Origin of the sequence: Bradyrhizobium sp. HKCCYLRH3061 (assembly GCF_051168015.1) — a bacterium.
Classification (GTDB): Bacteria; Pseudomonadota; Alphaproteobacteria; order Rhizobiales; family Xanthobacteraceae; genus Bradyrhizobium.
Map to the genome: position 1 here is coordinate 127600 of NZ_JBNPUE010000011.1, position 25726 is coordinate 153325.

Consider the following 25726-nt stretch of genomic DNA (forward strand, 5'->3'; position numbering starts at 1 on the left):
GCAGCAGTCCTCCCGGTACGTTTCTGGTTCTGGGTACCGGGCGGAGCTTAGAACATGAAGTAGCGCTGCGCCATGGGCAGCACCTCGGCCGGCTCGCAGGTCAGGAGCTCGCCATCGGCGCGGACCTCATAGGTCTCCGGATCGACCTCGATCTTCGGCGTCGCGTCGTTGTGGATCATGCTCTTCTTCGAGATCCTGCCGCGGGTGTTCTGCACGGCGTAGAGCTTCTTGGACAGGCCGAGCTTGCGCGCGAGCCCGCCGGTGACGGCAGCCTTCGAGGTGAAGATCACCGAGGAGGCCGTCAGCGACTTGCCGAACGCGCCGAACATCGGCTGGTAATGCACCGGCTGCGGCGTCGGGATCGAGGCGTTGGGATCGCCCATCGGAGCTGCGACGATGGTGCCGCCCTTGATGACGCAGTCGGGCTTGACGCCGAAGAAGGCGGGCGACCACAGCACGAGATCGGCGAGCTTGCCCTTCTCGACCGAGCCGATCAGCTTCGACACGCCATGCGCAATCGCCGGGTTGATCGTGTATTTGGCGATGTAGCGCTTGACGCGAAAATTGTCGTTGTCCTGGCCCTTGTCCTGCGGCAGCGCGCCGCGCTGCTTCTTCATCTTGTCGGCGGTCTGCCATGTGCGGATGATGACCTCGCCGAGCCGGCCCATCGCCTGCGAATCCGATGACATCATCGAGAGCGCGCCGAGATCGTGCAGGATGTCCTCGGCCGCGATCGTCTCCTTGCGGATGCGGCTTTCGGCAAAGGCGAGATCCTCGGCGATCGACGGATCGAGATGGTGACACACCATCAGCATGTCCAGATGCTCATCGATCGTGTTGCGCGTGAACGGCCGCGTCGGATTGGTCGACGACGGCAGCACGTTCTTCAGGCCCGCGACCTTGATGATATCAGGCGCGTGGCCACCGCCGGCGCCTTCGGTGTGGAAGGCGTGGATGGTGCGGCCCTTGAACGCCTTGATGGTGTCCTCGACGAAGCCGGACTCGTTGAGCGTGTCGGAGTGCAGCATCACCTGCACGTCGTAATCATCGGCAACCGACAAGCAGTTGTCGATCGCAGCCGGCGTCGTGCCCCAATCCTCGTGCAGCTTGAGCGCGCAGGCGCCGGCCTTGATCATCTCGACCAGCGCGGCCGGGCGCGAGGCGTTGCCCTTGCCGGAAATGCCGAGGTTCACCGGAAAGGCGTCGAACGACTGCATCATCCGCCCGATGTGCCATGGGCCGGGCGTGCAGGTCGTCGCGAAGGTGCCGTGCGACGGACCGGTGCCGCCGCCGAGCAGCGAGGTGACACCGCTCATCAGCGCGTGCTCGATCTGCTGCGGGCAGATGAAGTGGATGTGGCTGTCGAAGCCACCGGCGGTGAGGATCTTGCCCTCGCCCGCGATCACGTCGGTGCCCGGGCCGATCACGATGGTCACGCCAGGCTGGATGTCGGGATTGCCGGCCTTGCCGATCGCTGAGATCATGCCGTCCTTGATCGCGACGTCGGCCTTCACGACCCCCCAATGATCGACGATCAGCGCATTGGTGATGACGGTGTCGGCGGCGCCCTGCTTGTTGGTCGCCTGCGACTGGCCCATGCCGTCGCGGATCACCTTGCCGCCGCCGAACTTCACCTCCTCGCCATAGACGGTGAAGTCCTTCTCCACTTCGATGATCAGATCAGTGTCGGCAAGCCGCACCTTGTCGCCAACGGTCGGGCCGAACATGTCGGCATAGACGGAACGCTTGATCTTGACGGGCATGTCGTGCTCCAGCCTCTAGCTCTCAACTATTCCCCAGCGCGCGGGTCATTTCGGGTGCGCGCAGATCGATTGAAACTTGGCGATGGTCTCGAGACCCGGCTTGAACTCTTCGCGGATGGTGGTGTTGCCGATCTTGAACGTCAGGCGGCCGGTGCGCTTGAAAGCATCGAAAGCGGGCGCATCGGCCTGCATCTCGAAGCTGTACTCCCGGACCGATCCGGCCTCGCTATAGGACACGCTCAGCAGCGTTTGACCGTAGCGGCCCGCCGGCACCATCTCGACCTGAGGATATCCGTTCGAGCGCAGCAGGTCCGCAACTACGTTCCGCAGTTCCTGGCCGGCATTTCCGGTGACAGCGATGGTGCCGGACCTGGCCTTGCAGCGGAACGACGGCGACCCGATATCGTCGGTCGCCTCATCGGTTCGACTGGGCGACAGTAGCGCGCCATCGTCCTGCTCGAACACACGCCAGCGTCGATCGTCCGCGGCCGAGGCAGGAAACCACGCAGCGGCCGATGCCGCGCATAGGCCATAGATGGCCGCCGAGGACACGCGCGCCAAGCCGCTCACAGCGTCCCCCGCGCGTTCGCAACGGTCTCGTCGAACAGCGCGTCCAGCGCCACATTCACACCGCGGCAGCCTGCGACGACCTGCTCGGCCCAGCCAAGATACTCCATCAGCTCGAGCTGCTGCTCGAGATCCGGCTCGAACACAATGCGGGCGCGGATGTTGCTGATCTTGTCGGCGATCTTGATCTGCTTGGCGCCATCAGACTTGCCGGGAGCCGCGATGACCTGGACCGCGCGCCGCTCGCTCTTCGGCAGGGTCATGTCGTCGGTGACCTCCTCGACCAGCCCGGCGACGCGCGAGCCGAAACGCTGCATCAGCTCGTCGTGGCTGGTGTCGGTGTCCTCGATGCTGTCGTGGAGCCAGCCGGCCGCGACGAGCTCGGCGTCCTCGCCGTTGCAGGCGACCGCGAGGATGTTGGCGACCTCAGCGAGATGATTGATGTACGGCTCCTCGTCGCGGCCCTTGCGCTGCTGGCCGGCATGACGGCGCGCCGCCAGCTCGGCCGCTTCGGAGACGAGGCGCAATCCGGTCAGCATCGTCTACAGCTTGCCCATCACGTCGCCGCGGAAGCCGTAGACCGTGCGCTTGCCGCCGAGCGCGACCAGCTGCACCTCGCGGGTCTGGCCGGGCTCGAAGCGCACCGCCGTGCCGGCGGCGATATCCAGCCGCATGCCCCTGGCTTTCCTGCGGTCGAACTTCAGCGTCGGATTGGTCTCGAAGAAATGGTAATGCGAGCCGACCTGGATCGGCCGGTCGCCGGTGTTGGCGACCGACAGCGTCACGGTCTTGCGGCCGGCATTGAGCTCGATCTCGCCGTCCTGGATGAAAAATTCGCCGGGGATCATGTGTCTTTCTCCGTCATTCCGGGGCGGTCCGCAGGACCGAACCCGGAATCTCAAAATCGATTGCAGACAATCTCTGGATTCCGGATTCAGCCCTGCGGGCTGCCCCGGAATGACGTGCAAGAACTTAGCGGATCGGCTCGTGCACCGTGACCAGCTTGGTGCCGTCCGGAAACGTCGCCTCGACCTGGATGTCGTGGATCATCTCGGGGATGCCCGGCATCACCTGATCGCGGGTCAGGACCTGGGCGCCGGCCTGCATCAGCTCGGCCACGGTGCGGCCGTCACGCGCGCCTTCCAGAATGAAGTCGGAGATGATCGCGACCGCTTCGGGATGGTTCAGCTTGACGCCGCGCTCGAGCCTGCGGCGGGCCACGATGGCGGCCATCGAGATCAGGAGCTTGTCCTTTTCGCGGGGAGACAGGTTCATGCGGACTCTCTGGTGATCGTCTTCTAATGATCGTCAGTTGGTAAACGTCTAGTTGAGCCACAGCCGCGGCAGCGGTCCGGCCGATGCGCAGCCGAGCACCGCCATCATGTCGGCGCGCAGGCTCGCGGCATCTTGGGCACAGAAGCGCGCCATTGCAAATCCATTCCAGGCGGACAGTCCGGCCTCGCCCCGAAACGCCGGCAGGCTCTCCCTGATGCGCTCCACCAGCGCGGCGTCGCCGGGCACGATCAGCGCAGTCCCGATGGCCGCGGCGCCCTTGGCCATCGCGGGCTGCGCCAGCTTGTCGCCGATGTCGCCGTCGAGGCGGACCGTCTCGGCGAACACCAGCTTGCCGCCGCGCTTGAGCCGCCAGCGATCGACGAACTCGCCCTCGCGCATGCGCTCGCCCATGGCCGTGCGGCCGAACACGACGATCTCGCACAACAGGAGAGAGGCGGTGTCGGCGAGGTCGATGTCGATGCGGCGATGAATGCGGGCGCGGTCGAACAGGATGGTCTCCTGCGGCAGCCACGAGATGTGCGCGCCGGCATGAGCCGTCAGCGCGATATCGAGCTCGGCTGGCTTGCCCGGCGCGCGATAGACCTTCTCGGCCGCGGCGCTCGACAGCGTGACGCGGCTGCCTTCGCCCGCCGCGACCTCGATCGCGAAATGGTCGCCGCCGGCGATTCCGCCTGCGGTGTTGACGAACATCGCCGACAGACCGTCGTCCTCGGGCGAGGGAAAGCGGACGCGCAGCGAGCCGGATTCATGCAGGTGATGGCGCCGCGTCACGTCGTCCTGCAGCCGCACGTCGAAGCGCACCGCGCCGCGGGCGCGGTTGGCCTCGAAGATGTCGGCAGCGGCGTTGGCGGGATCAGCCCGCATCGATCCCCTCCCCTGGGACCAGACGCGGGCGAGACCGCGTCGAGAAGCTACGTGATGATCACAGCGCCATCTGGCGGCTGATCTCGGCCTGGTCGAGATTGGCGCGGGTGCAGGTGAACTTCACCGCGCCGCGATCCATGACGGCGAAGTTGTCGCCGAGTTCGCAGGCAAAGTCGAGATATTGCTCGACCAGGACGATGGCGATGTTGCCGAGATTGCGGAGGTACGAAATCGCCCGGCCGATGTCCTTGATGATCGACGGCTGGATGCCCTCGGTCGGCTCGTCCAGCAGCAAGAGCTTCGGCCGCATCACCATGGCGCGGCCGATCGCAAGCTGCTGCTGCTGGCCGCCGGAAAGATCGCCGCCGCGGCGGCCGAGCATCGATTCCAGCACCGGAAACAGCGAGAATACGTCGTCCGGGATGCTGCGATCGGCCCGCTTCAGCGGCCCGAAGCCGGTCTTGAGATTCTCCTCGACCGTGAGCAGCGGGAAGATCTCGCGGCCCTGCGGCACGAAGCCGATGCCCTTGCGCGCCCGCTCATACGGCTTCAGGCGGGTGATGTCGGCGCCATCGAAGGTGATGCTGCCCGACGCCAGCGGATATTGCCCGACCAGCGCCCTCAGCAGCGAGGTCTTGCCCACGCCGTTGCGGCCGAGCACGCAGGTGACCTTGCCCGGCTCCGCCGCGATCGAGACGCCGCGCAGCGCCTGGGCGGCGCCGTAATAGAGGTTGATGTCCTTGACGTCCAACATCGCCTAGCGTCCCAGATACACTTCGATCACCCGATCGTTCGACGACACCTGATCGATGGTGCCCTCGGCCAGCACCGTGCCTTCGTGCAGGCAAGTGACCTTGACGCCGAGCTCGCGAACGAAAGTCATGTCATGCTCGACGACCATGACGGTATGATCCTTGTTGATCTCTTTGAGCAGCTCAGCCGTCTGATGCGTCTCGACGTCGGTCATGCCGGCGACCGGCTCGTCGACCAGCAGCAGCTTCGGGTCCTGTGCCAGGAGCATGCCGATCTCCAGCCACTGCTTCTGGCCGTGCGAGAGGCTGCCGGCGAGCTTGCGTCGGGCATCCTTGAGCCGCACCGTCTCGAGCACCCGGTCGATCTGCTCGGCCTCGCCCCTCGAGCCGCGCCAGAACAGCGTGCCCTTGACGCTGTGGTCGACATTGAGCGCAAGCAGCAAATTGTCCTCGACCGACTGGCTCTCGAACACCGTCGGCTTCTGGAACTTGCGGCCGATGCCGAGCTCGGCGATCCGCGTTTCGTCGAGCCGGGTCAGGTCGGTCTTGCCGTCGAACAGCACCGTGCCCTCGTCGGGCTTGGTCTTGCCGGTGATGATGTCCATCATCGTGGTCTTGCCGGCACCGTTCGGGCCGATGATGGCGCGCATCTCGCCGGGCTCGAGCGTCAGCGAAAGGTTGTTGATGGCGTGGAAGCCGTCGAACGAGACGTGCACGCCGTCGAGATAGAGTAGCGACGACGTCGCGCGGGTGTCCATCACGTTCATGCGCTCACTCCGCCATCTTGGGTTCGGTGACGCCGTCCTCGCGGGCGGCGCTCTCGGCGTTCAGCCTCCTGCTGCCGAGCTGATCCCACCAGGAATTGAAGGTGCCGATAATGCCTTTGGGCAACAGCAGAGTGACGAGCACGAACAATGCGCCGAGCATGAACAGCCAGTAGGGCGCCAGCACGCCCGAAGTGAAGAAGGTCTTGGCGTAGTTCACGACGACGGCGCCAAGCGCAGCCCCGACCAGCGTGCCGCGGCCGCCGACCGCGACCCAGATCACGGCCTCGATCGAATTGCCGGGCGCGAACTCGGAGGGGTTGATGATGCCGACCTGCGGGACGTAGAGCGCGCCGGCGACGCCGGCCATGCAGGCCGACAGCGTGAACACGAACAGCTTGTAGGACTCGACGCGGTAGCCAAGGAAGCGCGTCCGCGACTCGGCGTCGCGGATCGCTATCAGCACCTTGCCGAGCTTCGATGACACGACCGCCCGGCAGATCAGGAACGCCAGAATGAGCGCAAGGCAGCTCAGCGCGAACAGCGCGGCGCGGGTGCCTTCCGCCTGGACGTTGAAGCCGAGAATGTCCTTGAAGTCGGTCAGGCCGTTGTTGCCGCCGAAGCCGAAATCATTGCGGAAGAAGGCGAGCAGCAGCGCGTAGGTCATCGCCTGGGTGATGATCGACAGATACACGCCGGTGACGCGCGAGCGGAAGGCGAGCCAGCCGAAGCAGAAGGCGAGCAGGCCGGGCACCACGAGCACCATCAAAGCTGCAAACCAGAACATGTCGAAGCCGTGCCAGTACCAGGGCAGCTTGGAATAGTTCAGGAACACCATGAAGTCCGGCAGGATCGGGTTGCCATAGACGCCCCGGGTGCCGATCTGGCGCATCAGATACATGCCCATCGCGTAGCCGCCGAGCGCGAAGAACGCGCCATGGCCAAGCGAGAGAATGCCGCAATAGCCCCAGATCAGGTCGATCGAGAGCGCCAGGATCGCGTAGCAGACATATTTGCCCCACAGCGCGACCAGATAGGTCGGCACCTGCAAGGCCGAGCCGGCCGGCAGCAGCAGGTTGGACAGCGGGATCAGCACGCCGCAGGCGGCGACCACGAGCACGAAGATGGTTGCGGCGCGATCGAGCGACCGGGTGAGGACGTGCGGCATCATGCTTCCACCGCCCGGCCCTTGAGCGCGAACAAGCCGCGCGGGCGCTTCTGAATGAACAGGATGATCAGCACCAGGATCGCGATCTTGCCGAGCACGGCGCCGGCGACCGGCTCCAGGAACTTGTTGGCGATGCCCAGCGTGAAGGCGCCGACCAGCGTGCCCCAGAGATTGCCGACGCCGCCGAACACCACGACCATGAAGGAATCGATGATGTAGCTCTGGCCGAGGTTCGGGCTGACATTGTCGATCTGCGACAGCGCCACGCCGGCGATGCCGGCAATGCCTGAGCCGAGCCCGAAGGTGAGCGCATCGACCCGCGAGGTCGCGATGCCCATCGAGGCCGCCATGCGCCGGTTCTGTGTCACCGCGCGCATCTCCAGACCAAGCGCAGTGTAGCGCAGCATCGCCAGCAGGATGGCGAACACGGCCATCGTGAAGCAGAGGATCCAGAGCCGGTTGTAGGTGATGGTGATCTGGCCGAGCTCGAACGCACCGCTCATCCAGGAGGGATTGCCGACCTCGCGGTTGGTCGGACCGAACGCCGTGCGCACCGCCTGCTGCAGGATCAGCGACAGGCCCCAAGTCGCGAGCAAGGTTTCCAACGGACGCCCGTAGAGGAAGCGAATGATGGTGCGCTCGATCAGCACGCCGATCGCGCCGGCGACCAGGAAGGCGAGCGGGACGGCAATCAGCAGCGAATAGTCGAACAGCGCCGGGTACCGCGTGCGGATGACCTCCTGCACGACAAAGGTGGTGTAGGCGCCGAGCATCACCATCTCGCCATGGGCCATGTTGATGACGCCCATCACCCCGAAGGTGATGGCGAGGCCGATGGCGGCGAGCAGCAGCACCGAGCCGAGCGACAGGCCGTACCAGGCGTTCTGCACGCCGGACCAGATTGCGAGCGAGCTCTGGATCGATGAGATCGCGCTGGCAGCAGCCTTGGTGACGGTGGCCGGCTGGTCGCCGCCGCTGATCTCGGTCAGCAGCGCAAGCGCCTCCTGGTCGCCGCGCGACCTGATGGTGGCGACCGCCTCAAGCTTGTCCACCTCGCTCGCGTCGGACTTGAACAGGAGGATGGCAGCCCGCGCCTCGGTCAACGCCTGCTTGACCGCGCGATTGGTTTCCTTGGCGAGCGCCGATTCCACCGTCGGCAGCGTCGCCTCCTCATGCGACTTGAACACCGATTTGGCGGCGGTCAGGCGTGTGTTGGTATCCGGCGACAACAGCGTCAGGCCACCCAGCGCAGCATCCACGCTGCGCCGGAGCCGGTTGTTGAGGCTGACCGCCGCGGCATTGTCCGGAAGCTTGTCGACGGCAGCGCCGGTCGCGGCATCGATGATCTTGCCGTCGGTCTGCTTGACATAGACCTTCTTCGTTTCGGCATCGAACATCAGCCGCTCGTCCTGGAGCGCGCTGATGATCGGAAAAGCCAGCGGGTTGCCCGACACCGCGATCTCGCCGACGGCCTCGTCCGTGTCCGAGAAATCATCGTTCGCGAGCTTCGCGACCGACTCTTCGAAACTGGCTGCGAAGGCGGGAACGGAAACGGCGATCAGGGCGAGCAAAACAAGCAGACGGCGAATGATCGCCAGAAAAACAGCAGGCACTGGACAACCCCGGCAGGAGTTCAGGAGGTCAAGAGAAGGCGGCAACATCGCCGCCTTCTCCTGTCGTCATGGTCGCGTCAGGTCGGGATCAGGAGCCCGAGCCCAGGCACTTGTTGGTCTTGACGTTGAAGTTGCCGCACTTCTTGCCGACCCAATCGCCGATCAGGTCCTTCGAGCCCTCGAGCTCCTTCGACCAGGCGTCGCCCGGGACGAGATCCTTGGTCTTGTAGACGACGCTGAACTGGCCATCGCCCTTGATCTCGCCGATGAACACCGGCTTGGTGATGTGGTGGTTCGGCAGCATCTTCGACACGCCGCCGGTCAGGTTCGGCGCCTCGATGCCCGGGAGCGCGTCGATGACCTTGTCCGGATCGGTCGACTTCGCCTTCTCGACCGCCTTCACCCACATGTTGAAGCCGATATAGTGGGCCTCCATCGGGTCGTTGGTCACGCGCTTCGGGTTCTTGGTGTAGGCCTGCCACTCCTTGATGAACTTCTCGTTCGCCGGGGTCTTGATCGACTCGAAATAGTTCCAGGCAGCGAGATGGCCGACCAGCGGCTTGGTGTCGATGCCGGCGAGCTCTTCCTCACCCACCGAGAACGCGACCACCGGGATGTCCTTGGCCTTGATGCCCTGGTTGCCGAGCTCCTTGTAGAACGGAACGTTGGCGTCGCCGTTGATGGTCGAGACCACGGCGGTCTTCTTGCCGGCCGAGCCGAACTTCTTGATGTCGGCCACGATCGTCTGCCAGTCGGAGTGACCGAACGGCGTGTAGTTGATCATGATGTCGTCCTGAGCCACGCCCTTCGACTTCAGGTAGGCTTCGAGGATCTTGTTGGTGGTGCGCGGATAGACGTAGTCGGTGCCGGCCAGCACCCAGCGCTTCACCTTCTCTTCCTTCATCAGGTAGTCGACCGCCGGGATCGCCTGCTGGTTCGGCGCCGCACCGGTGTAGAACACGTTGCGCTCGCTCTCCTCGCCCTCGTACTGGACCGGGTAGAACAGGATGCTGTTGAGCTCCTTGAACACCGGCAGCACCGACTTGCGCGACACCGAGGTCCAGCAGCCGAACACGACCGCGACCTTGTCCTTGGTGATCAGCTCGCGCGCCTTCTCGGCGAACAGCGGCCAGTTCGAGGCGGGGTCGACCACGACGGCCTCGAGCTTCTTGCCGAGCACACCGCCCTTCTTGTTCTGTTCGTCGATCAGGAACAAGATCGTATCCTTCAGCGTGGTCTCGCTGATGGCCATGGTGCCGGACAGAGAATGCAGAACGCCAATCTTGATGGTGTCGTCAGCGGCCTTGGCCGGGCCAAAGCCGGCTGCGCCGAGCGCCAGGCCGGCAGCAGCAGCCAGCCAGCGACGGCGGCTGAACGGCGCCGTTAATTCCTGAGTGAGTCGAGTAAGCATGAGGTAATATCTCCCTGACGCAGACGTGCTTCGCAGCCAAGGCGGCCGGCGGTCTGCGGCGGAAGAATCGCAAGAAGTGTGCCATGCCGTGCACATCTGGTAAGGCATTGACACAGAAGTGGAACTTCGCGTTCTCGTGGCACGAGGTCGCAGCCTTCTGCCGTCGAATTGAGCAAGCTCGATGATTAATCAGATAGCATGTAGCGCAGGATTTGTGCACTTTGTTTTGAATGGCTAAATTTAAAGCAGCCGGGTACCACCCGGAAAGCCAATCCGTTGCGCAGCGGCCTTGCATGTGCCGTCCACCTGTTCCATATATCTGGTAGATCGAGGCGAATCGGCCGGATCTTTGCAAGCCGCGTGTTCTTTAGCTCGACCCGAGCTTCTGGCTTTGCATTCTCACCCATCCAATCTAGGCGCTCCAAACACGCGGGTGTCTCTCAACCACCCACCCGCGTCCGGCTGCCTGCCGACACGGGCCTTATCCTCTTATGGAAAGCCCAATCTTTTGACATCCTTCCAGGATTTTAACCTCGCCGACGCGCTGACGCGCGCGCTGAAGGAAGAGAACTACACCACCCCCACCCCCATTCAGGCCCAAACCATCCCGCTCGCGCTCGAAGGCCGCGACGTGATCGGCATCGCCCAGACGGGAACCGGCAAGACGGCCTCGTTTGCGCTGCCGATCCTGCACCGCCTGCTGCAGAACCGGATCAAGCCGCAGCCGAAGACGGCACGCGTGCTGGTGCTGAGCCCGACCCGCGAATTGTCGGGTCAGATCCTCGACAGCTTCAACACCTACGGCCGGCACATCCGCCTGAGCTCGGCGCTCGCGATCGGCGGCGTGCCGATGGGACGCCAGGTCCGCGCTGTGATGCCCGGCCTCGAAGTGCTGGTTGCCACCCCTGGCCGGCTGCTCGATCTGGTCCAGAGCAACGCTTTGAAGCTGACCCATGTCGAGTTCCTTGTGCTCGACGAAGCCGACCGCATGCTCGACATGGGCTTCATCAACGACATCCGGAAGATCGTGGCCAAGCTGCCGATCAAGCGCCAGACGCTGTTCTTCTCGGCCACCATGCCTAAGGACATCGCCGAGCTCGCGGACGCCATGCTGCGCGACCCCGCGCGGGTCGCGGTGACCCCCGTCTCCTCGACGGTCGAGCGCATTGCCCAGCGCGTGATCCACGTCGACCACTCGGCCAAGCCGAACCTTCTGGCTCAGTTGCTCAAGCAGGAGCCAGTCAACCGCGCGCTGGTGTTCACCCGGACCAAGCACGGCGCCGACAAGGTCGTGAAGAGCCTGGAAAAGGCCGGCATCCCGTCCCAGGCGATCCACGGCAACAAGTCGCAAAATCACCGCGAGCGCACTCTGGCCGCCTTCCGCTCCGGCGAGATCCGCACCCTCGTCGCGACCGACATCGCGGCGCGCGGCATCGACGTCGACGGCGTCAGCCATGTCGTCAATTTCGACCTGCCGAACGTGCCCGAAACCTACGTCCACCGGATCGGCCGCACGGCGCGCGCCGGTGCCGAGGGCGTTGCGATTTCGCTCGTGGCGGGATCGGACGAGCTGTCCTATCTTCGCGACATCGAACGGCTGATCAAGATCTCGCTGCCGCGCGACGATCGCCGCACGCCCGGCCTCCGCGAAGCTGCAGCACCGGCCAAACCGCCTCAGCGCGGTGGCCGTCCTGGCATGCAGAATGCGCGGACCAACGAGGGTGGCACCGCCGCAAAAGGCCCTCGCCGTCGCCGTCGTTCCAATGCTAAGATGGCGCCTCTGCCAGGCAATCGTCAGGAGCCCCAGCGGCCGTCGCAAGGCGGCGGCAAGGCCGGGTCGATTCAAGGCGTTGCTTTCCTGCATCGCGAGGGCAGACCCAAAAACCACGCTCACAACCGCAACCAACGGCCAAACTAGACGTCTATCGATCTGGAGAAAGACATGGCTAAGGAAGAGCTGATCCAGTTCGAAGGGCTGGTCACCGAAATCCTTCCCGATGCACGCTATCGGGTACAACTCGACGCGGGGCACGAGATCGTTGCCTACACCGCCGGCAAGATGAAAAAGAATCGCATCAAGACGCTCGCGGGAGACCGCGTGACCGTCGAGATGTCGCCCTACGACCTCGAAAAGGGCCGGCTGATCTTCCGCCACAAGGACGAGCGTCCCAGCTCGCCCGGCGGTCCTCCGCGTGGCGCAGCGCAGCGCGGCGGCCAGTTCCGTCGGCGCTAGGGGGATTGGGCGGAGCAATGTTCCGCCCGGCCCGGCGGATTGATCAAGCCTTGCGCAATCAGCGACAATTCAGCGCGTCGGCATCGAGCCGGCGCGTCAAAAAATCATGCACTCTCGCGCAGCTCAGGATTGTTTTGCGCGGGCATTTCCAATAATATATCCCGCAATCGATTTTCGGCCGGACGAGATTAGCTATTACCGGTACAGCCGGTTCAGACGCTGACGACCCTTCCAAAAATTCGATCTAACCAGCCCAGGAGACTGGGTTACGCATTTGGTATCTGAGAAGGGAACTACCCCCGTGAGCATGGGAACCGTGAAGTGGTTTAACGCAACCAAGGGCTATGGCTTCATTCAGCCGGACGACGGCGGCAACGACGTGTTCGTGCACATCAGCGCCGTCGAGCGCGCTGGTCTCGGCACGCTGCGCGAAGGCCAGAAGATCTCCTACGAGATCGTGGCGGACCGCCGTTCGGGCAAGTCGTCGGCCGACAATCTCCGCGCCGCCAATTGAGCGACGCCAGGGCAATCGCCTACGATTGCCCACCTGGACAACGAAAGGCCGCCTTGTGCGGCCTTTTTTATTTGCCGGCTGTTCGCCGTCGGATTGTGATCGCCTGGAACGCGGTCTGTTGCCCGCGCGCAAGCGGACCCGGCGCCGCGCAGGATTAGTCCGGCGCTCAGCTCAGCAGGAGGTCGCCGGGCTATACATCACACAGGTCGACTGCCGCGGCCGGGTATAGGCGACGTCGCTGAGATTGACGCCCGTCTTGCCCATGACGTAGCCGATCGTCGGAACGTATTGGTAGTTCACCTCGCTGAAGATCAGATAGGTGCCGGACACCAGCAATTCAGCCGGCACGCCGACCGTCATGCCCACGGTCCGCGGCGTCGACCCCTTACTCCACTTCACCGTCGCCTGCATGGTGGTGGGATCGACATAGAGTTCGGTGATCGTCGCATTCACCGGCGTGGTCGAGTACGGATACATGATGCCGGTCGAGGCGGCGAAGAAGTTCGACATGTCGCTGTCGCCGACCGTGGTCGACTGCGACGTCAGATCGGACAGGGTGCGCGCCATCAAAGTGACCTTGCGGTCGACGGCGATGGCCGAGCAGAATTCGACCGTGCCGAAGAACATCACCAGCATCAGCGGCACGATGAATGCGAACTCGGTGGCCGCGACACCGCGACAATCGGCAGCGAAGGCGTCGATGCGACGCCACAGGCGCAGGCGCGAAGACATACCCGGCATTCTTCCCAACGGCATGATGAATTCCTGGTGTCCCTCAGAAGCAGCTCGCGAGGTCCGTGTTATGAATACGGCTCGTTCTTGAATGCGGCCGTACCCACCAGCAGCCGCTTGCTGCCGCTCAGGTTGGCGATGTTGTAGCCGAGGCCGGTCACGAAGATCGGCCACTGATAGAACAGCCTGACGACGACAATGTCTCCGGCGGCGCCCGGACTGTAGGTCATGTTGTTGACGAAGTTGCCGCTGTTGTCGATCTGGTTGCTGATCGAGACGCTCCCGAACGAGGAGTAGCTCTTCACGTCGATATAGATCTTGTTGCAGTCGAACAGCGCGGGAACCTGGGTGCAGACGTAGCTCGCGAACTGCGACTGCGTATAGGAGCCCTGTTGCGCCTGTCCGGTCAGGATCATGCGCGCCGAGTCCTGCGTGATGGTCTCGAGCACCTGGCCGGCAAAGAACATCAGCGCCGTTTCGATGATCGCGAACAGCAGCGCAAAGAAGACCGGCGCGACCAGCGCGAATTCGAGCGCGGCCGATGCCCGCCTGTTGCGCCGGAAGCGGCGCAGCAGCCGGCGCATCGAAGCGGTCGAGGAGACGGAGGCTTGCATGGGGTCATCCGGACTGGAAAGGCACATCAACCTGAGTGAAACGAATAGCGGAAACTCCTTGGGAAAGAGTTTCCTACGATACGGACAGTATGGCCCGCCGCATCAACGTCCCGCTAACCATGCTTGGGCAGGGCGATCGCATATGGTGAAAAAGCTGGGCGCGCAGTCTTTTCGCGACCATCCTTCGAGACGCCCGCCTTCGGCGGGCTCCTCAGGATGAGGGCCTTTCTCCGCCGCAAAGCTGTTGATCCTCATGGTGAGGAGCGTCGCTCTTACGACGCGTCTCGAACCACGAGGCCATGAAAGTTCCGCCCGGGAAAACCATATGCGATCGCCCTGCATGCTTGGGGGGTCGCTCGCAGTCAGCCCTTTGAGGCAGCGCCACCTGTCCGATCCGACCATCGAAACCAAACGAATCGGGCTATCGAGCCGCAGCGCCAGCGGCAAGGCTCACCGCATCGTCGGTGCCGACGCGCGTGGAGATGCGGTCAGACGTCGCCATCGACCCGGCCAGGCACGGCCAAGCCAGCCGCTCAGTTGGTCTTCGACGCCGCTGCCGCGTTGCCGCTCGCCGTGCTGGACATCGTTCCAGCCTGGTCGAGCACCGATTTGAAGTAGTTGTCGCCGTCGCCCAAGGTCACCCGGCGCTGGCAGATCGGCATGCAGCTATAGGTCTCACGATCGACGCCGCGATACACCGTGACGAGCTGGTCGGTGGGTCCGGCGACCTGGATCTGGCGATCGATCAGCACCTGTCCGCCGCGATCCATCGCAATGAAGTTGGTGGCACCGTAGCTCTTGCCGGTGACGACGATGATGCCGCCGCTCTGCAAGGTCACATCGGCGATCATCGGATTGCCGACGACGAGGGTCGCGACCCGGTCGGGCAACTTGACCAGCTTGGCCTGGTCGACATTCACGGCGATGGCAGGATCGGGTTCCGCCGAGGCGGCAGCCGGCCACAGCAGCACGGCGGCGACAGCCGCCCGCAATGCGAAGGAAACAGAAGGACGACGCGATACACAGAACGACATACTCAACCCCGGGACCTTGACGAGCCGTCTCAAGCGATACGCAGCGGTGACGGCGCCCGACGCGGCAAATCTGCGCTCAATTGGTGAACGTTCTGCAAACGCCGCCATCTCAGCTCGGGCGGTTGCAGAACACGTCATCTTCGGAACGGAAACGCGAGCTGACCGCCGAACTCACCGGGCATCGTCGCCTCGTCCTTGCCGTAGGCCATGGGCAACTGCCCCTCCGGCATCCGGAACGTGCCGAACAGGATGTCCCAGATCGGGAACGTGCCGGCGAAATTGGTGTTGCCGCCCTGCTCCATCGACGTGTGGTGCCAGCGATGGAAGACGGGCGTGGCGAGGACATATTTCAGCGGGCCCAGCGTCCAGTTGAGATTGGCGTGGACGAAGGCCGAATGGAACGTCGTGAACGGTCCAACCCAGATCATGACATTGGGCGAGATGCCGGCCATCAGGAGGATGACGTCGACCGCGATCGTGCCGAGGATCAGGTTGATGGGATGGAAGCGGGCCGCCGAAATCCACTCCAGATCTTCCGAGGAGTGGTGGACCGCGTGGTATTTCCAGAACTCGCCGCCATGGAACAGACGATGCGTCCAGTACAGCATGAAGTCGGAGAGCACGAGAAAGAGCAGCCCCTGCAGCCATTCCGGAAGCTGCGCCAGCGGGCCGTGCCCGTTCTCATAGAAGGCGATCAACTCGTCGGCGTCGCGGATCTTGAAGAGAACGCTGGCGCCGAGCACGAGAAAGCCGATGCGGAGCACCCGCGCGAAAACCGGCACGAAGAACCAGTAGACCACGTCGGTGACGAGCTCGCGCTTCTGCCACCACGGCTTGCCGGGATTGCAGGCCCAGAAGTGGCTGAGCACCGAGAACACCACTGCCAGCACCAAGGTGATCGGCAGCACCTTCTCGATGGTCTGGCCGAGCATCAGCGCGACTTCCCATGGCAGACCGGACATCACATTCCTCATCTCATGAACTGTTCCGAGGGGTACTCCTTGGCGCTTAAGGAGCCGTGAACCTCGTGGCCGGCCGAGCTGGGCTGCCGATCGGTCCAGCACGATCGACGCGGAGCCAAGGGCTCGCCGGCCAGGTCGACGGGACCATATGCCTATGGTGCGGAATGCGGCGCAGGCTCCTGCGATGGAAACATTGGGCGCGGCAGTGGAAGCTCGCGCTCATCTTTTCAGCGAGATTGGCACGGCGCGTGCCGTGGATCATTTAGAATGATCACGGTCCGCTTCATCCTACGTTTACTCTGCACAATAACAGCCATTTGTCGCCGGGTTTCGGCGACCGAATTAACTACGCCGAAATTCCTGCCCCCTAGGGTGGCCGCATGGTCACGGTGCTGAGAACGCCGCAACGACCAGAGTTTGTTCGACCAGCCACGTGTACATGGAGTTACCTATGAAGAATCTTCTTGCTCGCTTCGTGAAGGATGAATCCGGCGCGACCGCGATCGAATACGGTCTGATCGCCGCCGGCATCTCGCTCGCGATCATTGCCGCAGTGAACGGTCTCGGCTCCAGCCTGAGCTCCAAGTTCGGCGCGATCAACACCTCGCTGAAGTAAGCGGTCGTCACGGCCGAGCAAAGAAGGCCCCGGACATCCGGGGCCTTTATCATTTCCACCTTCAGCTCCGCGGCGTTCAGTGATGCGTAACCACGTTTTGTCCGCAGCCGCGTCCCGGCCTCCGCCCAGCGGGACCGACGTCGCCTTGCGTTGGATCTGCGGCGGCCTCGGCCTGTCCATCCTCGCTCTGGCGGCCCGCATCGTCAGCGTCTGGTGAGATCGACAACCGGCCGGCCATTCCGGCCGTTTCCCGATCATTTATTTCTTGCAGCTAGACTCTGGCGCAGCGGCGCACCCATGCCCCGCGTCGATGCCATTGAGAGCCCATGACCCTCGATCTCGCGCGCCTCCTGCTGTTTCCGGCCCTGATGGCCTTTGCCGCGGCGAGCGACCTGTTCACGATGACCATTTCGAACCGGGTCTCCCTGGCGCTCGTCGCCGGCTTCCTGGTTCTGGCGCCGCTGAGCGGGATGAGCATGGCAGACATGCTGATGCATCTCGGTGCCGGCGCGACCTTGCTGGTGATTGCGTTCACGTGCTTTGCATTCGGCTGGATCGGCGGCGGTGACGCCAAGGTTGCATCCGCCGCCGCCCTGTGGTTCGGCTTCGCCCACCTGATGAACTACCTGTTGTACGCCTCGATCTTCGGCGGCGTGCTCACCCTCGCTCTCATGCAGTTCCGGCAATGGCCGTTGCCCTACATGCTGGCGGGGCAACCCTGGCTTGCACGCCTGCACGCCAAGGAGAGCGGCGTGCCCTATGGCATCGCGCTCGCCCTGGGCGCTCTGATGGTCTATCCGGAGACCGATTGGGTGAAGGCGATCGACGCTGCGCGTCTTGCATTGCTCTGAACACACCGTGTCAACGCGGTGTTAAGGCGATTTAGATACGCCTCATTAACCATGCTTTGACGAATAACTGCTCAACTCCCATCACGGCGGCGGAAACGTCGCGGCGTCATGTGGAAAGTGAAGCGTATGAATACCGCACGCATTGTGGTTCTGACCATCGCTGTAGGCGCTGGCGGCGTGGCCGCATATCTCGCGAGCGGGTCCGACGACCGGCCGGCTCAAGTCGCCGCGCCCGCGCCGCAGATGCCGACCGTCGACGTTCTCGTCGCCAAGGGCGACATCGCCCTCGGCCAATCCCTCAAGCCCGAAGATCTGCAGTGGCAGAGCTGGCCGGCGGCCACGGCCAGCGCCAGCTTCATCCGCCGCAACGAGCGGCCCGAAGGACAGACGCAGATCACCGGCACGATCGCGCGGGCGCCGTTCATTGCCGGCGAGCCCATCCGCGAACAGAAGCTCGTCAAGGCCGACGGCTCGGGCTTCATGGCCGCGATCCTGCCGGCCGGCATGCGCGCCGTGTCCACCGAGATTTCGCCGGAAACAGGCGCCGGCGGCTTCATCCTGCCGAACGATCGCGTCGACGTGATCCTGTCCAAGCGCGAACGCAATCCGGATCAGCCCAACGCGGGCGACGTCGTCAGCTCCGATATCATCCTGTCGAACATCCGTGTGCTGGCGATCGATCAGGCCCCCAAGGAAAAGGACGGCCAGACCACGGTGGTCGGCAAGACCGTCACGCTGGAGCTGAAGCCGGAACAGGCCGAGACGCTCGCGCGTGCCCGTCAAACCGGAACGCTGTCCCTGGCGCTCCGCAGCATCGCCGACGTCAACGTGGCCGAGCGCCGCACGGACGAGACCAGCCGCAAGCGCAGCGACAGCGTTGCCGTCGTCCGCTTCGGCATTCCCAGCACGATGACGACGCAGAAGTGAGCAAGAGGACCACCCAGATGACCTGCAGCGAAAATCAGCGGAAGATGCGGACCCTATTGGTCCGTGCGCTGTCGTTTTCGGCCGCCGCTGCGCTGACCCTCAATCCGGCGATTGCGCCGGTGATCGCGGCAGACTATCGCCCGGCGGCTGCCGCCGCCGCCGACGGTCAGATCAATGCACGTTTCCTTGCGCTCGGCATCGGCAAGTCCGTCGTCATCGATCTGCCGCGCGACATCAAGGACGTTCTTGTCGCCGATCCGAAGATCGCGAATGCCGTCGTGCGCTCGTCCCAGCGCGCCTACATCATCGGCGCGGCGATCGGTCAAACGAATATCGTCTTCTTCGACGCGCAGGGCCAGCAGATCGCGGCCTACGACATCGCGGTCAAGCGCGACCTGAACGGCGCGCGGGCGGCGCTGAAGCAGTTGCTGCCGAATGCCGATATCCAGATCGAAGGCCTTGCCGACAGCATCGTGCTGACCGGATCGGCATCGAGCCAGATCGAAGCCCAGCAGGCCGGCGAACTCGCCGCCCGGCTCGCCGGCGGCGCCGACAAGGTCGTCAACTCGATCACCGTGCGCGGCCGCGACCAGGTCATGCTGAAGGTGACGGTCGCCGAGGTGCAGCGCTCGATCGTCAAGCAGCTCGGCATCGACCTCTCCGGCCAGCTCAACTATGGAACGGCCGTCGTCAAATTCGCCAACTCCAATCCGTTCACGGCCTACGGCAGCAATCTGGTCTCGAACAATGCCGTGAGCGCAGCGTTCGGAGGAGCCCCGACGGTGCAGGCGACACTGCGCGCGATGGAGAACGCGGGCGTGATCCGTACGCTCGCGGAACCCAATCTGACCGCCATCTCGGGCGAGTCCGCGACCTTCATCGCCGGTGGCGAGTTTCCGGTTCCCGCCGGTTACTCCTGCGATCCGACGACCCATGTCTGTACGACGCAGATCAGCTTCAAGAAGTTCGGCATCTCGCTCAACTTCACGCCCGTCGTGCTCAGCGAGGGCCGGATCTCGATGCGGGTGATGACCGAGGTCTCCGAGCTCTCAAACGAGAATTCGATCACGCTGTCGCAAGCCGTCAGCGCGTCGACGGTCAACTCGTTGACGGTTCCCTCGATCAAGACCCGCCGCGCCGAGACCACGCTGGAGATTCCTTCCGGCGGCGCCATGGCGATGGCCGGCCTGATTCAGCAGCAGACCAAGCAGGCGATCAGCGGCATGCCGGGCCTGATGCAGCTGCCGGTCCTCGGCGCGCTGTTCCGCAGCCGCGACTACGTCAACAACCAGACCGAGCTGATGGTTCTGGTGACGCCGTTCGTCGTCCGCGCCGTGGCACAGAAGGATCTCTCCCGCCCAGACGACGGCTTTGCGGCCGCCTCCGATCCCCAGGCAGATCTCCTGGGCAGCATCAACCGCATCTACGGCGTACCCGGCCGGGTCGAACCCGGACGCAACTATCGCGGCACCTATGGCTTCATCACGGACTGAGCCGGGACAAGGACCTGCAACGATGACCACGAAACCCAGCCCCGCTCGACACCGCCGACTGCAACTTGCCGTGGCCCTGGCCGGCGCAGCGGTCCTGCTCGGCGCTTGCAACTTCCGCAGAGATCCGGCCGTCACGGCCAGCATCCCCGACGACTACCGGCTACGCCACCCGATCGCGATCCAGGAGGCCCCGGACTCCCTGGTGGTCTTCGTCGGCCAGGGCCGTGGCGGCCTGACGGCCGAGCAGCGCGCCGACGTGATGGGACTGGCCCAGAGCTGGATTCGCCAAGGCACGGGCGCGATCAGCGCCGACGTGCCGAGCGGCACCCCCAACGCACGGGCGGCCGCCGACTCGATGCGGGAGATCCACTCCCTGCTGGCCGCCGCCGGCGTCCCGCCGCACGGCATCACCGTACGCAACTATCAGCCGAAGGACCCGCGCCAGATGGCCGCGATCCGGCTGAGCTATCCAAAACTGTCGGCCACGGCGGGGCCCTGCGGGCTCTGGCCGGACGACCTCGGGCCGTCGATCAAGAACAAGAACTGGTTCGACAACAAGCCTGACTGGAACTACGGCTGCGCCTACCAGCGCAACATGGCGGCAATGGTCGCAAACCCGTCGGATCTCGTGCAGCCGCGATCCGAAACGCCGTCCTATACCACCCGGCGCACGGCGTTGTTCGACAAATATCGCAAGGGACAATCAACCGCGATCACGTATCCAGAGGCCGACAAGGCCAAACTCAGCGACACAGGCAAATGATCAGCTACGCCCGACAGACCCAAGAGGAGCAGCCTGACGTCGTGCCGCCGCCGGCCGACGATCACATCGCGCCCGCGCCGCGCGTGTCCGTGCAGGCGTTCTGTGAGACGGTGGAAACCGCCGCGACGGTTCAGTCCGCCGGTGAGGACCGGCGCCTCGGCAAGGCCCATCTGAAGGTTCAGATGGGCGGCATGGCGGCGGCGATCGAGGCCTACCGGTCTGCCCCGACCCCGAACGTCATCATCCTGGAGACGGATGCGCGCACCGACATCCTGGCCGGCCTGGATCAGCTCGCTACGGTTTGCGACCCCGGCACGCGCGTCGTCGTGATCGGCCGCGTCAACGACGTCACGCTGTATCGCGAGCTGGTTCGGCGCGGCGTCAGCGACTATGTGCTGTCGCCAGTGACGCCGATCGACGTCGTCCGCTCGATCTGCAACCTGTTCTCGGCGCCGGAAGCCAAGGCTGTCGGGCGGATCATTGCCGTCGTCGGCGCCAAGGGCGGCGTCGGAGCCTCGACCCTGGCCCATAACATCGCCTGGGCGATCGCGCGCGACCTGGCGATGGACTCCGTGGTGGCAGATCTTGATTTGGCGTTCGGCACCGCCGGCCTCGACTACAACCAGGATCCTGCGCAGGGCATCGCGGACGCCGTGTTCTCACCGGACCGGATCGACATCGCCTTCATGGACCGGCTGTTGTCGAAATGCACAGATCATCTGAGCCTGCTGGCCGCGCCTGCGACGCTCGACCGGGTCTATGATTTCGGCGCTGAGGCATTCGATGCGGTGTTCGACACGCTGCGCGCCTCGATGCCCTGCATCGTGCTCGATGTTCCGCATCAATGGGCAGGCTGGACCAAGCGGGCGCTGATCTCCGCGGACGACATCCTGATCGTCGCGGCGCCGGATCTCGCCTCGCTGCGCAACACCAAGAACATGTTCGATCTCCTCAAGGCCGCCCGGCCGAACGATCGCATGCCGCTCTACTGCTTGAACCAGGTCGGCGTTCCCAAGCGACCCGAGATCAATGCGAGCGAGTTCGCCAAGGCGATCGAAAGCCCGCCGATCGCAACGATCCCGTTCGAGCCGCAGATCTTCGGCGCGGCCGCCAACAACGGCCAGATGATTGCGGAAATGTCTCCCAGCCATCGGACGACGGAGATGTTTCTCCAGATCGCGCAGCGGCTCACCGGCCGCAGCGAGACAAAGAAGCCGAAAGGCTCCTTCCTGTCGCCTCTGCTGGACAAGCTGAGGACGAAGTAAGCACGCGTGGAGTTCTAAGTCGTGTTTGGTAAGCGTAGCGGATTGGACAACGATACCAGGGCCCTCAGGCCGGCCGCGCCGGCGCCCGAGCCGGCGCCGGCTGCGCCACGCGCGGCGGCTCCGGCCGTGCCGTCGCCACCTCTGGCTCCGACCCGGCAGGCTCCGCCGCCGCCGCCACCGGTTGTCGAGGCCCGGCGCTCGGACAGTTACTATCAGGTCAAGGCGACGATCTTCGGAGCGCTGATCGAAGCGATCGATCTCGCTCAGCTGGCCAAGCTCGACGGCGAATCCGCGCGCGAGGAAATCCGCGACATCGTCAACGAGATCATCGCGATCAAGAATATCGTGATGTCGATCGCCGAGCAGGAAGAGCTGCTCGACGATATCTGCAACGACGTGCTCGGCTATGGCCCGCTGGAGCCGCTGCTGTCGCGCGACGACATCGCCGACATCATGGTCAACGGCGCCGGCACGGTCTTCATCGAAGTCAACGGCAAGATCCAGCGCACGGGCATCCGGTTCCGCGACAACCAGCAGCTCCTGAACATCTGCCAGCGCATCGTCAGCCAGGTCGGCCGCCGCGTCGACGAATCCTCGCCGATCTGCGACGCGCGTCTCGCCGACGGCTCGCGCGTCAACGCCATCGTTCCGCCGCTGGCGATCGACGGCCCCGCGCTCACCATTCGTAAGTTCAAGAAGGACAAGCTGACCCTCGATCAGCTGGTCAAGTTCGGCGCGATTTCGCCGGAGGGCGCGGAGATCCTGCAGATCATCGGTCGCGTCCGCTGCAACGTGCTGATCTCCGGCGGTACCGGTTCGGGCAAGACCACGTTGTTGAACTGTCTGACCAACTACATCGATCACGACGAGCGCGTCATCACCTGCGAGGACGCCGCCGAACTCCAACTGCAGCAGCCGCACGTGGTTCGCCTCGAAACCCGCCCGCCCAACATCGAAGGCGAAGGCCAGGTGACCATGCGTGAGCTGGTGAGAAACTGCCTGCGTATGCGGCCCGAGCGCATCATCGTCGGCGAGGTCCGCGGCCCTGAAGCATTCGACCTGCTGCAGGCCATGAACACCGGTCACGACGGATCGATGGGCACGCTGCACGCCAACAACCCGCGCGAAGCGTTGTCCCGCTGCGAATCCATGATCACGATGGGCGGCTTCTCGCTGCCGTCGCGGACCATCCGTGAGATGATCTGCGCCTCGATCGACGTCATCGTCCAGGCGGCGCGCCTGCGCGACGGCTCCCGCCGCATCACGCACATCACCGAGGTGATGGGCATGGAAGGCGACACCATCATCACCCAGGACATCTTCCTCTACGACATGATCGGCGAGGACGCGAACGGCAAGATCATCGGGCGCCACCGCTCGACCGGAATCGGCCGGCCGCGGTTCTGGGAGCGGGCGCGCTACTACGGCGAAGAGAAGCGGCTTGCGGCTGCGCTCGACGCCGCCGAAGTCGCGAGCAAGGACTGAGGAGATATCCCATGAAGCTGCAGGCTCTCGCCCTTGCCTTCCTCGCCGCCACCGCGATCGGCGGCATCGCCTGGGTGTTCCTCTACCCCCTGCTGTCTGGCGAGCGGAAGGCCGAGCAACGGCGCAGCACCGTCGCCAAGTCCGAGCCGGTGGTCCGCCAGGCCGAACGCAGTCAGCGCTCGCGCCGCGAGCAGGTCGAATCTTCGCTGAAGGATCTCGAGGCGAAGGCCCAGAAGCAGAGCAAAGTCCCGCTGAACATGCGGATCTCGCAGGCTGGGCTTGACTGGACCGTGCAGAAATTCTGGATCGTTTCCGGGATCCTCGGCTTCGTCGTCTGCGCCGTTGCCTTCTTCGCCGGTGGCGGCCCGCTCGGCGCGCTCGGGCTCGGCTTCGCCGCCGGTCTCGGTCTGCCGCGTTGGATCCTCGGCTACCTCAAGAAGCGGCGCGAGAAGAAATTCCTGGCGGCATTGCCGGACGCCGTCGACGTGATCGTGCGCGGCATCAAGGCGGGGCTGCCGCTGTTCGAATCCATCAAGGTCGTCGCCGCCGACGCGCCAGAGCCTTTGCGCAGCGAGTTCCTCGGGATCATCGAGACCCAGGCGATCGGCATGCCGCTCGGCGAGGCTTGTGCGCGGCTCTACGAACGGATGCCGCTTCCCGAAGCCAACTTCTTCGGCATCGTCATCGCGATCCAGCAGAAGTCGGGCGGCAATCTCTCCGAGGCGCTCGGCAACCTCTCGAAGGTGCTGCGCGACCGCAAGAAGATGAGCGAGAAGATCCAGGCGATGTCGATGGAGGCCAAGGCGTCCGCGGGCATCATCGGATCGCTGCCGCCGATCGTGATGCTGCTGGTCTATCTGAGCACGCCCGAGTACATCTCGTTGCTCTGGACCCATCCGACCGGCCAGCTGATGCTGGTCGGCTGCGTGATCTGGATGTCGATGGGCATCCTGGTCATGAAGAAGATGATCAATTTCGATTTCTGAGGTGGACCATGGTCGACATTCTGGTCTCCAAGCTGCACGACCCGCACTTCATGACGATGTTCTTCGCCGCCATCGCGGCGACGGCCACCGTCTATACGCTGATCATGCCGCTGTTCGCAGGCGAGAACCTGAACAAGCGCATGAAGGCGGTCGCCAGCGAACGCGAGCGGATCAAGCAGCGCGAGCGCGAGCGGTTGAACGCCGGCGAGAAGGTCTCGCTGCGGCAGACGCCGAAGCAGCTCATCTCTCGCGTGGTGGAGGATTTCAACCTCACCAAATGGCTCGCCCAGGAGGCGGCCCGCGAGAAGCTCATCATGGCGGGCTATCGCGGCCAGGCGCCCTACATCACCTTCCTGTTCGCGCGCCTGGTAACGCCACTGGTGCTGTTCGTCGGGTCCGTGCTGTACGTCTTCGTGATTGCGCATCTGCAGAAGTCGATGCCGGTCAAGATCGGCATCTGCGTCGGCATGGCCTATCTCGGCCTGCAGGCGCCGATGCTGTTCCTCAGCAATGCGATCTCCAAGCGCCAGCTGTCGATCAAGCGCGCGTTTCCCGACGCGCTCGACCTGCTGCTGATCTGCATCGAATCCGGCATGTCCATCGAAGCCGCCTTCCGCAGGGTTGCCATCGAAATCTCGAGCCAGTCGATCGCATTGTCGGAGGAGTTCACGCTGACCACCGCGGAGCTCTCCTATCTGCAGGACCGCAAGGTCGCCTATGAGAACCTCGCCCGCCGCACCGGCCTCGAGGGCGTGAAGTCGGTCTGCCTCGCGCTCCAGCAATCGGAGCGCTACGGCACCCCGCTCGGGCAATCGCTGCGCGTGATGGCGCAGGAAAATCGCGACATGCGCATGAACGAGGCCGAGAAGAAGGCCGCGGCGCTGCCGCCGAAGCTGACGGTGCCGATGATCCTGTTCTTCCTGCCGGTGCTGTTCGTGGTCATTCTGGGACCGACCGGCATCAAGGTCGCGGCCATGCAGTAGACGTAGACCGCTCGCGAGAAATTTCGCTTGCGGTCAGGGCTCTACCCTGGAAGCTAGGCGGAGCATGATC

The 25726-nt window shown here is 64.2% G+C and carries 27 protein-coding genes; 12 read left to right on the forward strand and 15 right to left on the reverse strand.

The genetic code is table 11. From position 1 onward, the window contains the following. Window positions 1-47 precede the first annotated feature (47 nt). From ureC to urtA, 11 genes are all read right to left on the reverse strand, one after another. A complete protein-coding gene (gene ureC, locus ACQR2C_RS19100) occupies window positions 48-1763 on the reverse strand; it encodes an urease subunit alpha (RefSeq protein WP_434881845.1) in 1716 nt (571 codons plus the stop codon). A 45-nt stretch (window positions 1764-1808) separates the two neighbouring features. After that, entirely contained in the window at window positions 1809-2333 is a 525-nt protein-coding gene (locus ACQR2C_RS19105; RefSeq protein WP_434881846.1) for a hypothetical protein, read from the reverse strand. Further along, window positions 2330-2869 carry an HD domain-containing protein gene (locus ACQR2C_RS19110; RefSeq protein ID WP_315804708.1) on the reverse strand — a complete coding sequence of 180 codons (540 nt, stop codon included), beginning with the start codon at window positions 2867-2869 and terminating at the stop codon, window positions 2330-2332. The genes ACQR2C_RS19105 and ACQR2C_RS19110 overlap by 4 nt, the downstream gene beginning before the upstream one ends. Window positions 2870-2872: 3 nt before the next feature. Then, window positions 2873-3178, reverse strand: coding sequence for an urease subunit beta (locus ACQR2C_RS19115; protein WP_434881847.1), 306 nt, complete (start codon window positions 3176-3178; stop codon window positions 2873-2875). Between the two features lie 124 nt (window positions 3179-3302). After that, a complete protein-coding gene (locus ACQR2C_RS19120; RefSeq protein ID WP_015669637.1) occupies window positions 3303-3605 on the reverse strand; it encodes an urease subunit gamma in 303 nt (100 codons plus the stop codon). A gap of 48 nt (window positions 3606-3653) precedes the next feature. Then, entirely contained in the window at window positions 3654-4490 is an 837-nt protein-coding gene (locus ACQR2C_RS19125; protein WP_434881848.1) for an urease accessory protein UreD, read from the reverse strand. A gap of 58 nt (window positions 4491-4548) precedes the next feature. Next, complete coding sequence (gene urtE, locus ACQR2C_RS19130) at window positions 4549-5244, reverse strand: urea ABC transporter ATP-binding subunit UrtE (protein WP_315804705.1); 696 nt, start codon at window positions 5242-5244, stop codon at window positions 4549-4551. Between the two features lie 3 nt (window positions 5245-5247). Further along, entirely contained in the window at window positions 5248-6009 is a 762-nt protein-coding gene (gene urtD / locus ACQR2C_RS19135) for an urea ABC transporter ATP-binding protein UrtD (RefSeq protein WP_315804704.1), read from the reverse strand. Between the two features lie 4 nt (window positions 6010-6013). Beyond that, window positions 6014-7177 carry an urea ABC transporter permease subunit UrtC gene (gene urtC, locus ACQR2C_RS19140; RefSeq protein ID WP_315804703.1) on the reverse strand — a complete coding sequence of 388 codons (1164 nt, stop codon included), beginning with the start codon at window positions 7175-7177 and terminating at the stop codon, window positions 6014-6016. After that, on the reverse strand, window positions 7174-8772 hold the full coding sequence (urtB, locus tag ACQR2C_RS19145) for an urea ABC transporter permease subunit UrtB (protein ID WP_410053161.1): 1599 nt from the start codon (window positions 8770-8772) through the stop codon (window positions 7174-7176). The genes urtC and urtB overlap by 4 nt, the downstream gene beginning before the upstream one ends. 103 nt (window positions 8773-8875) lie before the next feature. Further along, window positions 8876-10198 carry an urea ABC transporter substrate-binding protein gene (urtA, locus tag ACQR2C_RS19150; RefSeq protein WP_315804702.1) on the reverse strand — a complete coding sequence of 441 codons (1323 nt, stop codon included), beginning with the start codon at window positions 10196-10198 and terminating at the stop codon, window positions 8876-8878. Between the two features lie 508 nt (window positions 10199-10706). Here urtA and ACQR2C_RS19155 point away from each other — a divergent pair. From ACQR2C_RS19155 to ACQR2C_RS19165, 3 genes are all read left to right on the forward strand, one after another. Further along, on the forward strand, window positions 10707-12116 hold the full coding sequence (locus ACQR2C_RS19155) for a DEAD/DEAH box helicase (protein ID WP_316238217.1): 1410 nt from the start codon (window positions 10707-10709) through the stop codon (window positions 12114-12116). A 24-nt stretch (window positions 12117-12140) separates the two neighbouring features. Then, window positions 12141-12431, forward strand: a complete 291-nt coding sequence (gene infA, locus ACQR2C_RS19160) for a translation initiation factor IF-1 (protein ID WP_315804701.1) — start codon at window positions 12141-12143, stop codon at window positions 12429-12431. 301 nt (window positions 12432-12732) lie between these two features. Beyond that, window positions 12733-12945: a cold-shock protein gene (locus ACQR2C_RS19165; protein WP_006612155.1), complete on the forward strand. Its 213-nt coding sequence runs from the start codon at window positions 12733-12735 to the stop codon at window positions 12943-12945. Window positions 12946-13116: 171 nt separating this feature from the next. On the opposite strand, the gene ACQR2C_RS19170 is transcribed toward ACQR2C_RS19165, so the two are convergent. The 4 genes from ACQR2C_RS19170 to ACQR2C_RS19185 all read right to left on the reverse strand — a co-directional run bounded on the left by ACQR2C_RS19170 (window position 13117) and on the right by ACQR2C_RS19185 (window position 16287). Further along, entirely contained in the window at window positions 13117-13677 is a 561-nt protein-coding gene (locus tag ACQR2C_RS19170) for a TadE/TadG family type IV pilus assembly protein (protein WP_315804700.1), read from the reverse strand. Window positions 13678-13745: 68 nt separating this feature from the next. Next, complete coding sequence (locus ACQR2C_RS19175; protein ID WP_315804699.1) at window positions 13746-14291, reverse strand: TadE/TadG family type IV pilus assembly protein; 546 nt, start codon at window positions 14289-14291, stop codon at window positions 13746-13748. 533 nt (window positions 14292-14824) lie between these two features. After that, window positions 14825-15325 carry a pilus assembly protein N-terminal domain-containing protein gene (locus tag ACQR2C_RS19180; RefSeq protein ID WP_315804698.1) on the reverse strand — a complete coding sequence of 167 codons (501 nt, stop codon included), beginning with the start codon at window positions 15323-15325 and terminating at the stop codon, window positions 14825-14827. 134 nt (window positions 15326-15459) lie between these two features. Continuing rightward, window positions 15460-16287: a sterol desaturase family protein gene (locus ACQR2C_RS19185; protein ID WP_315804697.1), complete on the reverse strand. Its 828-nt coding sequence runs from the start codon at window positions 16285-16287 to the stop codon at window positions 15460-15462. A 451-nt stretch (window positions 16288-16738) separates the two neighbouring features. Here ACQR2C_RS19185 and ACQR2C_RS19190 point away from each other — a divergent pair, with 451 nt between their 5' ends. The 9 genes from ACQR2C_RS19190 to ACQR2C_RS19230 all read left to right on the forward strand — a co-directional run bounded on the left by ACQR2C_RS19190 (window position 16739) and on the right by ACQR2C_RS19230 (window position 25656). Next, complete coding sequence (locus tag ACQR2C_RS19190) at window positions 16739-16903, forward strand: Flp family type IVb pilin (protein WP_231317342.1); 165 nt, start codon at window positions 16739-16741, stop codon at window positions 16901-16903. Window positions 16904-17229: 326 nt separating this feature from the next. Further along, entirely contained in the window at window positions 17230-17754 is a 525-nt protein-coding gene (locus ACQR2C_RS19195) for an A24 family peptidase (RefSeq protein ID WP_315734617.1), read from the forward strand. Between the two features lie 126 nt (window positions 17755-17880). Continuing rightward, window positions 17881-18681: a Flp pilus assembly protein CpaB gene (cpaB, locus tag ACQR2C_RS19200; protein WP_315713815.1), complete on the forward strand. Its 801-nt coding sequence runs from the start codon at window positions 17881-17883 to the stop codon at window positions 18679-18681. Window positions 18682-18698: 17 nt separating this feature from the next. After that, window positions 18699-20174: a type II and III secretion system protein family protein gene (locus tag ACQR2C_RS19205; RefSeq protein WP_434881849.1), complete on the forward strand. Its 1476-nt coding sequence runs from the start codon at window positions 18699-18701 to the stop codon at window positions 20172-20174. A gap of 22 nt (window positions 20175-20196) precedes the next feature. Further along, complete coding sequence (locus ACQR2C_RS19210) at window positions 20197-20937, forward strand: CpaD family pilus assembly protein (RefSeq protein WP_316177233.1); 741 nt, start codon at window positions 20197-20199, stop codon at window positions 20935-20937. After that, window positions 20934-22202: an AAA family ATPase gene (locus ACQR2C_RS19215; RefSeq protein ID WP_434881850.1), complete on the forward strand. Its 1269-nt coding sequence runs from the start codon at window positions 20934-20936 to the stop codon at window positions 22200-22202. Before ACQR2C_RS19210 ends, ACQR2C_RS19215 begins: the two co-directional genes overlap by 4 nt. Window positions 22203-22223: 21 nt before the next feature. Continuing rightward, complete coding sequence (locus ACQR2C_RS19220) at window positions 22224-23687, forward strand: CpaF family protein (RefSeq protein WP_316177231.1); 1464 nt, start codon at window positions 22224-22226, stop codon at window positions 23685-23687. Between the two features lie 11 nt (window positions 23688-23698). Beyond that, on the forward strand, window positions 23699-24673 hold the full coding sequence (locus ACQR2C_RS19225) for a type II secretion system F family protein (protein WP_316238179.1): 975 nt from the start codon (window positions 23699-23701) through the stop codon (window positions 24671-24673). Between the two features lie 8 nt (window positions 24674-24681). After that, window positions 24682-25656 (forward strand): type II secretion system F family protein, encoded by a 975-nt coding sequence (locus ACQR2C_RS19230; RefSeq protein WP_315753445.1) that lies wholly within the window; start codon window positions 24682-24684, stop codon window positions 25654-25656. Window positions 25657-25726 lie beyond the last annotated feature (70 nt).

Excerpts from the sequence above, each read along its gene's own strand:
- ACQR2C_RS19190 (WP_231317342.1), top strand. The coding sequence starts at position 16,739 with ATGAAGAATCTTCTTGCTCGCTTCGTGAAGGATGAATCCGGCGCGACC.
- ACQR2C_RS19205 (WP_434881849.1), top strand. The coding sequence starts at position 18,699 with ATGACCTGCAGCGAAAATCAGCGGAAGATGCGGACCCTATTGGTCCGT.
- urtE (WP_315804705.1), bottom strand. The coding sequence starts at position 5,244 with ATGTTGGACGTCAAGGACATCAACCTCTATTACGGCGCCGCCCAGGCG.
- ACQR2C_RS19180 (WP_315804698.1), bottom strand. The coding sequence starts at position 15,325 with ATGTCGTTCTGTGTATCGCGTCGTCCTTCTGTTTCCTTCGCATTGCGG.
- urtD (WP_315804704.1), bottom strand. The coding sequence starts at position 6,009 with ATGAACGTGATGGACACCCGCGCGACGTCGTCGCTACTCTATCTCGAC.
- ACQR2C_RS19170 (WP_315804700.1), bottom strand. The coding sequence starts at position 13,677 with ATGTCTTCGCGCCTGCGCCTGTGGCGTCGCATCGACGCCTTCGCTGCC.
- ACQR2C_RS19195 (WP_315734617.1), top strand. The coding sequence starts at position 17,230 with ATGACCCTCGATCTCGCGCGCCTCCTGCTGTTTCCGGCCCTGATGGCC.
- ACQR2C_RS19225 (WP_316238179.1), top strand. The coding sequence starts at position 23,699 with ATGAAGCTGCAGGCTCTCGCCCTTGCCTTCCTCGCCGCCACCGCGATC.
- ACQR2C_RS19185 (WP_315804697.1), bottom strand. The coding sequence starts at position 16,287 with ATGTCCGGTCTGCCATGGGAAGTCGCGCTGATGCTCGGCCAGACCATC.
- ACQR2C_RS19115 (WP_434881847.1), bottom strand. The coding sequence starts at position 3,178 with ATGATCCCCGGCGAATTTTTCATCCAGGACGGCGAGATCGAGCTCAAT.
- urtA (WP_315804702.1), bottom strand. The coding sequence starts at position 10,198 with ATGCTTACTCGACTCACTCAGGAATTAACGGCGCCGTTCAGCCGCCGT.
- infA (WP_315804701.1), top strand. The coding sequence starts at position 12,141 with ATGGCTAAGGAAGAGCTGATCCAGTTCGAAGGGCTGGTCACCGAAATC.
- ACQR2C_RS19110 (WP_315804708.1), bottom strand. The coding sequence starts at position 2,869 with ATGCTGACCGGATTGCGCCTCGTCTCCGAAGCGGCCGAGCTGGCGGCG.
- urtC (WP_315804703.1), bottom strand. The coding sequence starts at position 7,177 with ATGATGCCGCACGTCCTCACCCGGTCGCTCGATCGCGCCGCAACCATC.
- ACQR2C_RS19125 (WP_434881848.1), bottom strand. The coding sequence starts at position 4,490 with ATGCGGGCTGATCCCGCCAACGCCGCTGCCGACATCTTCGAGGCCAAC.
- ACQR2C_RS19230 (WP_315753445.1), top strand. The coding sequence starts at position 24,682 with ATGGTCGACATTCTGGTCTCCAAGCTGCACGACCCGCACTTCATGACG.
- cpaB (WP_315713815.1), top strand. The coding sequence starts at position 17,881 with ATGAATACCGCACGCATTGTGGTTCTGACCATCGCTGTAGGCGCTGGC.
- ACQR2C_RS19120 (WP_015669637.1), bottom strand. The coding sequence starts at position 3,605 with ATGAACCTGTCTCCCCGCGAAAAGGACAAGCTCCTGATCTCGATGGCC.
- ureC (WP_434881845.1), bottom strand. The coding sequence starts at position 1,763 with ATGCCCGTCAAGATCAAGCGTTCCGTCTATGCCGACATGTTCGGCCCG.
- ACQR2C_RS19175 (WP_315804699.1), bottom strand. The coding sequence starts at position 14,291 with ATGCAAGCCTCCGTCTCCTCGACCGCTTCGATGCGCCGGCTGCTGCGC.
- ACQR2C_RS19210 (WP_316177233.1), top strand. The coding sequence starts at position 20,197 with ATGACCACGAAACCCAGCCCCGCTCGACACCGCCGACTGCAACTTGCC.
- ACQR2C_RS19215 (WP_434881850.1), top strand. The coding sequence starts at position 20,934 with ATGATCAGCTACGCCCGACAGACCCAAGAGGAGCAGCCTGACGTCGTG.